This window comes from Streptomyces sp. B15, assembly GCF_018070605.1.
In the GTDB taxonomy this organism is placed as follows: Bacteria; Actinomycetota; Actinomycetes; order Streptomycetales; family Streptomycetaceae; genus Streptomyces; species Streptomyces smyrnaeus.
The window spans coordinates 50,528-60,138 of record NZ_JAGPXJ010000042.1 but is presented as its reverse complement, the minus strand read 5'-3'; the positions used below and the strand labels follow the sequence as shown (position 1 = coordinate 60,138).

The following is a 9,611-nucleotide window of genomic DNA, read 5'->3' as shown; positions in this document are numbered from 1 at the left end:
GACGAGCAGGGCGTCGGCACGATGGTCGCGCTCGCCCAGCCGGAGCGCGTGGCGCGGCTCCGCGACGGGACGTCGTATCTGATGGTCGGCGGCACCCGCGCCGAGCTGTCCCAGGACAGCCCGCTGCGCGGCACCCGGTGGCTGGCCGTCGCGGTCGCGGACCGGCCCGTGGGCGCTGCCTCGGCCCGGGTGCGGCTGGCGGCGCCGATCGACGCCCGGACGGCGTTCGCAGCGGCGGGAGCCCTGTACGACGTACGTGACGAGGTGCGTTGGGACCCCGAGCAGGGTGCGCAGGGCGCACCGGGCGAGCGCGGTGATGTCGTGGCGCGCCAGGTGGAGTTCCTGGGCGCCGTGCGGTTGTCGGCGCGCCCCCTGCCCGACCCGCCGCGCGAAGCGCTGCGCGAGGCCGCACTGGAGGGGCTTCGGCAGCACGGAACCGGGCTGCTGCGATGGTCGGACAGTGCGGTGGCGCTGCGGCAGCGGCTCGGCTTCCTGCACCGGACACTGGGGGCGCCCTGGCCGGACGTCGGGGACGAGGCGCTGCTGGAGCGGGCCGGGGAGTGGCTGGAGCAGGTGCGGTCCCGGGCCGACCTCGCCCGAATCGACGCCTCCCGTGTGCTGTCGGGGATGCTGCCGTGGGCATCCGGTGAGGCGGCGCGCCTGGACGAGCTGGCGCCGGAGCGGATCGAGGTTCCGTCCGGGTCACGGATCCGGGTCGACTACGCACCGGAGCAGCCGGTGCTGGCCGTCAAGCTCCAGGAGATGTTCGGGGCGCGGGAGACGCCGCGGGTGGCGGACGGGCGGGTGCCGCTGCTCGTCCATCTGCTCTCCCCCGCCGGGCGCCCTGCCGCCGTGACCGCCGATCTGGCGTCCTTCTGGTCGGCGGGCTATCGCGGTGTGCGGGCCGAGCTGCGGGGGCGGTATCCCAAACATCCGTGGCCGGAGGACCCCGCCACCGCGGAGCCCACCCGGCGCACCAGGGCCTCCCGAGGGCGGGGCTGACCTAGGACTTCGCCCTCCCGTGGTCTGGCGACGGGCTGCCCCCGCTCGACGCTTGCAGGCTGCGGCTCTGGTGTGGCTGGTCGCGCAGTTCCCCGCGCCCCTTACGGGGCGCGGCCGCGGCGCGGGCCTCCAGGGTGAGGGAGCCGGCCAGCAGGAGACCACCCAGTACGAGGAAGCCCCAGGGCAGATAGGTGGTCATCGTCAGTACGAGCTGCCGCTGGGAGGCGACCATGTCCACCGTCGCCTCCTGGTGGTCCGGGCGCATCTTCACATGCCCGGCGAAGGCGGTGAGCGGCTTCTTGCCGGGCTTGTCCGTCCAGCGCATCTCCTCCTTGTGGATCTCCTGACCGTCCACCGGGGCGCCGGTGGCCGGCTCGACCCAGAACATCCGCTTGGTGGTGTACCAGCGCTCCAGGCCGAGCTGCTCGACGGTCTCGGGGGTGGCCCCCAGCGGCAGCTTCTTGGGGACCCTCACCTTCGTCCAGGGAATGGTCTGCTCGAAGTAGTAGGTCTCCAGGCCATGGACGGTACGGGTGCCCTTGTAGTGGATGGGGGCCGAGGTACGGGTCTGGAAGTCGAAGTACTCGTAGTCGCGCTTCTCGGTGAGGAACGGCCACTTGTACTCGATGCCCTGGCGGCGGACCGGATCGCCGTCCACATGTTCGCCGCCCGCGTGCACGGGTTCTTGGGAGTGGGCGTCGAAGACGTACCGTTCGGGGATCTGCGAGACCATCTTGCCCTTGTGGTCGGCCACGTAGCTGAGGGTGTCCCAGACGACGACGTCGCGGCCCGTGCGGTCCTTGACCTTTTTCGCCGCCGCCACATTGCCCTTGAGGGTCTGCACGATGCTGACCTTGGGCACCGTCTTCGACTTCATGGTGGCGTAGTCGAGCAGGGTGGCGTTCTTCGCCTCCAGGACCATGTCCTGGTACTGGCTGGGCGGGATCTTCGCCAGGCGGGGGAAGGCGTACCAGCGGATGAGGGGCGAGAGCGCGGCGAAGAACACCGCGAAGGCGAGGAGGATCAGGCTCGCTCTCCTGCGCATGCTGCCTCCTGCCTGTTGCCGGGCGGCTAGGGACGGTCAGGGACGGTGGTGTGCAGCGGCTTCTTCGACGTCTCCCCGGGAGGGGCGCCGATCGCGGTGATCGCGAAGACGAGCGCGAGTGCGGCGGCCAGTCCGATCCCGGCGGCGATGAGAGCTCGCATGCGCTGGCTTCACCCCTTCTTGGCAGCCGGCTGGTTCGTGGTCGCCGGCCGTTTGCTGGTAACCGGCTCGTGAGCTGACGCCCCGTCAATTCCGCGGATCGCACCGTAGCAACGCCCGCGTGGGATGGGAACCGTGCATCCACGGTTCCGGGCCGGGAAAGGGCCGGCCCCGCACAGCAATCCGCCCCCGGTGCGTGGCACCGGGGGCGGTGGAGAGCCGCCGTGCTCAGCTCAGCCCTTGATGACGAGCTTCACCTCGAGGGTCGCGCCGCCGTCGGCCGTCAGCGTCAGGGTGTAGGTGCCGGTCTGGTCGTCGGCGAACAGGTCGGGCAGCTTGACCACACCGTTGGCGTCCGTCTTCAGGTCCGTAAGGTTGCGAATCGGGTCGCCCTGCTCGTCCTTGCCGAAGTACGGGCCGGCCTTGGCGTCCTGGCCGAACGTCGCCGTCAGCGTGGTGTTCGCGACGGCCTTGCCCTTGCGGGTGGCCTTGACCTCCACAGCGTGGGCGAACTTCGCGTTCTTGGCGGCCTCCAGCACGACATCGCTGGTACGGGCCAGTGTGTCGGCCTTCGGTGCGGTGACCGAGGCCGTGAAGCCGACCTTGCCCAGGTCCTTGCCGGGGACCGTCGCGTTGACGGTGAAAGAGCCGGTTCTGCTGCCCGCGCTGAGCGCCGGTGCCGTCGCGACGCCGTCGGCATTCGTGCTGACGGTCTCGCTCTTGCCGCCGCCCTGGAACGTCGCCTCCGTCTTGCCGTTGATGGCGAAGCGGACCTTGACGCCCTTGACGGCCTTGCCCTTGGAGGTCACGACCTTGACCGCGGGGCGCGCCGCGAAGTTCTCGCCCGCGACCGCGGTGAGGTTCTCGGCGCCGACCCGCTTGATGGCGTGCGGCTTCGTCGGCTCGGGGCTGGGGCTGGGATTCTCGTGACCGCCGCCCGGGTTGCCGCCGCCGTTGTTGCCGCCGTTGTTGCCGCCGCCCGGGTTGCCCGGCTTGTTCGGCTTGTCGTCGGAGCCACCGCCCTTGCCGGGCCCCTTGCCGCCGCGCTCCGGCGAGCCCTTGTCCGGACCGCCACCGGACTCGCCGAGGCCGGGAGCGGTGGGCAGCACCGAAAGGTCCCGGTCCGGTACCGCATGGGTGCCCTTGCGGTAGAACTCGTACCAGGCCAGCACGGTGCGCAGATAGTCGCTGGAGTTGTTGTAGCTGAGGATCGCCCGGTCCAGATCGGCACCGGTCGACAGATCACGGCCCCCCGCGCACAGATAGTCGCCGGCGGCGAGCGCGGCGTCGTGGATGTTGTTGGGGTCCTTGCGGCCGTCGCCGTTGCCGTCGGCACCCCACCGGTCCCAGGTGGAGGGGATGAACTGCATGGGGCCGACCGCGCGGTCGTAGTCGGCGTCGCTGTCCCACCTGCCGCCGTCGGTGTCCTTGATATTGGCGAAACCCTGGCCGTTGAGCACCGGACCCAGGATGGGACGCAGCGTCGTACCCTCCTTGTCGACGGCGCCGCCGCGGGCATGACCCGACTCGACCTTGCCGATGCCCGCGAGGAGCTCCCAGCGCAGCCCGCAGCCGGGCGTACGGGAGGCGAGCGACTTGGCGGCCTTCTTGTAGGCGGCCAGCACGGAGGCCGGTATGCCGGACTCGCCACCCGCGCCGGGCTCGGAGGCGCCGGGCGGGTGCGGGGACTCCAGCGGGGGCAGCTCCGTCTCGTAGCTGTCGTCACCGGGCGTGCGGTCGCTCGCGGCACCCGAACGGCCGTCGTCGTGGTCGCCGCCGAGTTCCACACCGGGTGCCTGGGAGGCGGTCAGCGCCGCCATGACGACGGCCGCGATCGCTGTACCACCCAGGCCCCTGCGGTATCTGGTGCTGCGAAGCCCGCCGCGACGCCGGTGTCCCGTCGCTGTGGTGGCCGCCCGCTGTGCGGCGTGCCTGCCCCGGTTTCGCGCCATAGGTCAGTCCCCGTCCTCTCCCCTTCGGACGCAATCACCGCGACCTTACGGCAGAGTCAGGCCCCAAGTCAGCGGCCTCCGGCCACTTATGGCGCCTCTGACCCGCTTTCCCGGCCGGTTTTCGCGGAGTTTGTCCCGTGGTGTCCCCAACGTCCGCGAGGCGACTCCCTGCCGGGGCACCGAAGCGCCCCCTTCGGGTGCCCCCGGCATGCCCTCGGCCGGGGGCGCCTCCCCTCGCGGCTCTCAGTGTGCCGCCGACTCCCAGTCCAGGCCGACGCCGACCGACACATCCAGCGGCGCCCGCAGCGAGACGGCCGTGGACATCTCGGAGCGGACCAGCTTCTCGACCTGCTCCCGCTCCCCCGGCGCGATCTCCAGCACGATCTCGTCGTGCACCTGGAGCAGCATCCGGGAGCGCAGCGCCGCATCGCGCAGCGCCGCGTCGACCTTGAGCATGGCGACCTTGACGATATCGGCGGCCGCGCCCTGGATCGGCGCGTTCAGCGCCATCCGCTCGGCCATCTCGCGGCGCTGCCGGTGGTCGCTGGTGAGGTCGGGCAGATAGCGGCGGCGGCCCATGATCGTGTGGGTGTAGCCGGTGGCGCGGGCCTCCTCGACCGTGCGGTGCAGATAGTCCCGCACTCCGCCGAAGCGCTCGAAGTAGGTGTCCATCAGCTTGCGCGCCTCGTCGGGGGTGATCCCCAGTTGCTGCGAGAGCCCGAAGGCCGAGAGCCCGTACGCCAGTCCGTAGGACATCGCCTTGATCTTGCGGCGCATCTCCGCGTCGACGGCCGCCTTCTCGACGCTGAAGACCTGCGCCGCGACCGTGGTGTGCAGGTCCTCGCCGGAGGTGAACGCCTCGATCAGACCCTCGTCCTGAGACAGGTGCGCCATCACCCGCAGTTCGATCTGGCTGTAGTCGGCCGTCATCAGCGACTCGTAGCCCTCACCGACGCGGAAACCGCGGCGGATCGCGCGGCCCTCGTCCGTGCGGATCGGGATGTTCTGCAGATTCGGGTCCGTGGAGGACAGCCGGCCGGTGGCGGCGACCGTCTGGTTGAACGTGGTGTGGATACGCCCGTCCGGGGCGATGGTCTTGATCAGACCCTCGACCGTGGTGCGCAGCTTCTGCTGCTCGCGGTAGCGCAGCATGATGACCGGCAGTTCGTGCTCGGTCTGGGCCGCCAGCCAGGCCAGCGCGTCCGCGTCCGTCGTGTAGCCCGTCTTCGTCTTCTTCGTCTTGGGCAGGCCCAGCTCGCCGAAGAGGACCTCCTGGAGCTGTTTGGGCGAGCCCAGGTTGAACTCGTGGCCCACCGAGGCGTGCGCCTCGCCGACCGCCTGCTGCACCGCGTCGGCGAACTGCTGCTCCAGCCCCGTGAACCACTCGCGGTCCGCGCAGATACCGGCACGCTCCATCCGGGAGAGCACCTCGGAGGTCGGCAGCTCCAGCTCGCGCAGCAGATCGGCGGCCCCCACCTGCTCCAGGCGCTCCTCGAAGGCGCCCCCCAGATCGAGGATGGTCCGCGCCTTGATCATGAGGGCCTGCGCCTCGGCCTGTTCGTCCACCCCCAGCGCCAGCTGGCCGTCGGCCTCGGCCGTGGGGCCCAGCTCGCGGCCCAGATACTCCACGGACAGCGCGTCCAGCGCGAAGGAGCGGCGGCCCGGCTTGTCCAGATAGGCGGCCAGCGCGGTGTCCATCCAGACGCCGGCCACCTGCCATCCGTGGTCGGCGAAGACCCGCATCAGCGCCTTCGCGTCGTGCATGGCCTTGGGGCGGTCGGCGTCGGCCAGCCAGGCGGCGAACGCCCGCTCCTCCGCCTCGGTCAGCTCGGCCGGGTCGAACCAGACGGCCGGGCCCGCGCCGGTGGCCAGCGCGATCTCGCTGACGCTGCCGCTGCCCTGCTTCCACACATCGACGGTGGCCACCCCGAGCGGGGCGGCACCGTGCTGCTCCAGCCAGGGGGCGAGCTCGCCGGCCTGCGCCACCGTGCCGTCCACCTCGATACCCTCCGCCGAGGCGGGCTCCTCGGCCTGGGCCGCCGCGCCCGGGTCCACGGCGAAGAGGCGGTCGCGGAAGTTCTGGTGGCGGAACTCCAGGGTGTCCAGGATGACGGCCAGCGCGTCGCGGTCGTAGGGAGCGCGCACCAGATCCTCGGGGCGGTCCGGCAGCGCCACGTCGCGGACCAGCTCGGTCAGCCGGCGGTTGAGCAGCACGGACTCCAGGTGGGCACGCAGGTTCTCGCCCGCCTTGCCCTTGACCTCGTCGACGCGCTCGGCCAGCTCGGCGAGGGAGCCGAACTGGTTGATCCACTTGGTGGCCGTCTTCTCCCCCACGCCGGGAATGCCGGGAAGGTTGTCCGACGGGTCACCGCGCAGCGCCGCGAAGTCCGGGTACTGCTGCGGGGACAGCCCGTACTTCTCGTGCACCTTCTCGGGGGTGTAGCGGGTCAGCTCGGAGACGCCCTTGGTCGGGTACAGCACCGTGACGTTGTCGCTGACGAGTTGGAAGGTGTCCCGGTCACCGGTGACGATCGACACCTTGAAGCCCTCGGCCTCGGCCTGGGTGGCGAGCGTGGCGATCACATCGTCCGCCTCGTAGCCGTCGATGGCGTAGCGGCGGACGCCCATCGCGTCGAGCAGCTCGCCGATCAGCTCCACCTGGCCCTTGAACTCGTCCGGGCTCTTGGATCTGTTCGCCTTGTACTCCGCGAACTGCTCGGAGCGCCAGGTCTTGCGGGAGACGTCGAAGGCGACGGCGAAGTGGGTGGGAGCCTCGTCGCGCAGAGTGTTCGCCAGCATCGACGTGAAGCCGTAGATGGCGTTGGTGGGCTGGCCCGTGGTCGTGTTGAAGTTCTCCGCGGGTAGCGCGAAGAATGCCCGGTATGCCAGGGAATGCCCATCCATGAGCATCAGGCGGGGCTGCGCCTCGCCGCTCTGCCGAGAGGGTGCTGTTGGTGCCGTCTTCGGTGCTGCCTTCTTAGCCACGTGCCCGATCCTCGCATGCGGGTCCGACAATGGCGGGGCACGCTTGCGTTGTGGCTCAGGTCTCGGCGCCGGGCGCCGGCCCGGTGGGCGGGGTTCTGCCCGCCCCGGGCCCTTGGCTCGCCCTGCCCGAAATCCACGGGGAGCGGGCTGCCCACGGACGCTGATCAGTGGCACCATCAGGTGCTATGAAGCGGAAGGCTCCCTCCGATGACCCGGTTCAGGACGCGCCCCAGGTGGCGGCGCCCGCGCGAGCTGCGGCGGGGTTGCCTGCCGTAGGGCACTCGCTGCGGATGGCGCGGCAGCAGATGGGGGTGAAGCGGACCGCGCTCACGCTGCTGCGTGTCAACCAGAAGGACGGCTTCGACTGTCCGGGGTGCGCGTGGCCGGAGGGTGACAAGCGGCACACCGCGGAGTTCTGCGAGAACGGGGCCAAGGCGGTCGCCGAGGAGGCCACCACGCGCCGGGTCACCCGGGACTTCTTCGCCGCGCATCCGGTGACCGACCTGGCCCAGCGGTCCGGGTACTGGCTGGGGCAGCAGGGACGGCTGACCGAGCCGATGTATCTGCCCGAGGGCGGGGAGCGGTACGAGCCGATCAGCTGGGACGACGCCTTCGCCCTGATCGCCGGGGAACTGCGCGCTCTTGCCTCACCCGACGAGGCGGTCTTCTACACCTCGGGCCGCACCAGCAACGAGGCCGCGTTCCTCTACCAGCTCTTCGTCCGCGAATTCGGCACCAACAACCTGCCCGACTGCTCGAACATGTGCCACGAGTCGTCGGGCTCCGCACTGACCGAGACGCTCGGTGTCGGCAAGGGCAGCGTGCTGCTGGAGGACCTGTACAAGGCGGACCTGATCATCGTCGCCGGGCAGAACCCGGGCACCAACCATCCGCGGATGCTCTCCGCGCTGGAGAAGGCCAAGGCGGGCGGCGCGAAGATCATCACCGTCAACCCGCTGCCCGAAGCGGGAATGGAGCGGTTCAAGAACCCGCAGACCGCCAAGGGGCTGGCCGCTGGCGGCACCCCGCTGACCGATCTGTTCCTGCAGATCCGCCTCGGTGGCGACCAGGCGCTCTTCCGGGCACTGAACCGCATGATCCTGGAGCGGGACGGCGCCGTCGACACGGAGTTCGTACGGGAGCACACACACGGCTTCGAGGAGTTCGCGCAGGCCGCGCGCGCCACCGACTGGGACGCGACGCCGGCCGCGACGGGCCTGGAGCGCGCCGAGATCGAGCGTGCCCTGGAGCTGGTGCTGGCCTCCCGCCGCACCGTGGTGTGCTGGGCGATGGGCCTGACCCAGCACAAGCACTCGGTGCCCACCATCCGCGAGGTGGTCAACTTCCTGCTGCTGCGGGGGAACATCGGCCGCCCCGGCGCCGGGGTGTGCCCGGTGCGCGGCCACAGCAATGTGCAGGGCGACCGCACGATGGGCATCTTCGAGCGGCCCGCGCCCGCCTTCCTGGACGCGCTGGAGAAGGAGTTCGGCTTCGCCCCACCGCGCGAACACGGCTACGACGTCGTACGGGCCATCCGCGCGATGCGCGACGGGCTGGTGAAGGTGTTCTTCGCGATGGGCGGCAACTTCGTGGCCGCCTCGCCCGACACCCAGGTGACCGAGGCGGCGATGCGCCGGGCGCGGCTGACCGTGCACGTCTCCACCAAGCTCAACCGCTCGCACTGTGTGACGGGCGCACGGGCGCTGATCCTGCCGACGCTGGGCCGCACCGAGCGCGACACCCAGCGCGGCGGTGACCAGTTCGTCACCGTCGAGGACTCGATGGGCATGGTGCACGCCTCACGGGGACGGCTGGAGCCGGCCGGTGAGCAGCTGCTGTCCGAGCCCGCGATCGTCGCCCGGCTGGCGCGGGCCGTGCTGGGCGAGGCGTCGAGCACACCCTGGGCACAGTTCGAGGGCGACTACGGGCTGATCCGCGACCGCATCGCACGTGTGGTGCCCGGCTTCGAGGACTTCAACGCCAAGGTGGCCCGCCCCGGAGGGTTCGCGCTGCCGCACGCGCCGCGGGACGAGCGGCGCTTCCCCACCGCGACGGGGAAGGCCAACTTCACGGCCGCGCCGGTGGAGTACCCGCGGGTTCCTCAAGGGCGGCTGCTGCTGCAGACACTGCGCTCCCACGACCAGTACAACACCACCGTCTACGGGCTCGACGACCGCTACCGGGGCATCAGGAACGGCCGCCGGGTGGTGCTCGTCCACCCCGAGGACGCGGCGGCCCACGGGCTGGCGGACGGGACGTACGCCGACCTCACCAGCGAGTGGAGCGACGGCCGGGAGCGGGTGGCGCGCGGGTTCCGCGTCGTCCACTACCCGACGGCGCGCGGGTGCGCTGCCGCGTACTACCCGGAGACCAATGTGCTGGTCCCGCTCGACGCGACGGCGGACACGAGCAACACCCCCGCCAGCAAGTCGATCGTGATCAGGCTCACTCCGTCCGAAGCCGACTGA

6 protein-coding genes are annotated in these 9,611 nt (G+C 71.0%); 2 read left to right on the top strand and 4 right to left on the bottom strand.

All coding sequences use genetic code 11. The annotated features are described in order from the left end of the window. On the top strand, window positions 1–1,002 hold a 1,002-nt coding region (locus tag KBY19_RS19805; RefSeq protein ID WP_282107098.1), incomplete at its 5' end, for an ATP-dependent helicase C-terminal domain-containing protein. Window position 1,003: 1 nt separating this feature from the next. Here KBY19_RS19805 and KBY19_RS19800 read toward each other — a convergent pair. The 4 genes from KBY19_RS19800 to polA all read right to left on the bottom strand — a co-directional run bounded on the left by KBY19_RS19800 (window position 1,004) and on the right by polA (window position 7,068). Next, entirely contained in the window at window positions 1,004–2,047 is a 1,044-nt protein-coding gene (locus KBY19_RS19800) for a DUF3068 domain-containing protein (protein ID WP_099879522.1), read from the bottom strand. Window positions 2,048–2,073: 26 nt separating this feature from the next. Next, on the bottom strand, window positions 2,074–2,208 hold the full coding sequence (locus tag KBY19_RS19795) for an SPW_0924 family protein (protein ID WP_107488695.1): 135 nt from the start codon (window positions 2,206–2,208) through the stop codon (window positions 2,074–2,076). Between the two features lie 231 nt (window positions 2,209–2,439). After that, the gene (locus KBY19_RS19790; RefSeq protein ID WP_210966329.1) at window positions 2,440–4,158 is read right to left on the bottom strand and encodes a lytic murein transglycosylase; all 1,719 of its coding nucleotides are present in this window, start codon (window positions 4,156–4,158) and stop codon (window positions 2,440–2,442) included. 243 nt (window positions 4,159–4,401) lie between these two features. Then, window positions 4,402–7,068, bottom strand: coding sequence for a DNA polymerase I (gene polA, locus KBY19_RS19785; protein ID WP_099879525.1), 2,667 nt, complete (start codon window positions 7,066–7,068; stop codon window positions 4,402–4,404). A gap of 260 nt (window positions 7,069–7,328) precedes the next feature. On the opposite strand from polA, the gene KBY19_RS19780 reads away from it, so the two are divergent. Further along, window positions 7,329–9,611 carry an FdhF/YdeP family oxidoreductase gene (locus KBY19_RS19780; RefSeq protein WP_210966328.1) on the top strand — a complete coding sequence of 761 codons (2,283 nt, stop codon included), beginning with the start codon at window positions 7,329–7,331 and terminating at the stop codon, window positions 9,609–9,611.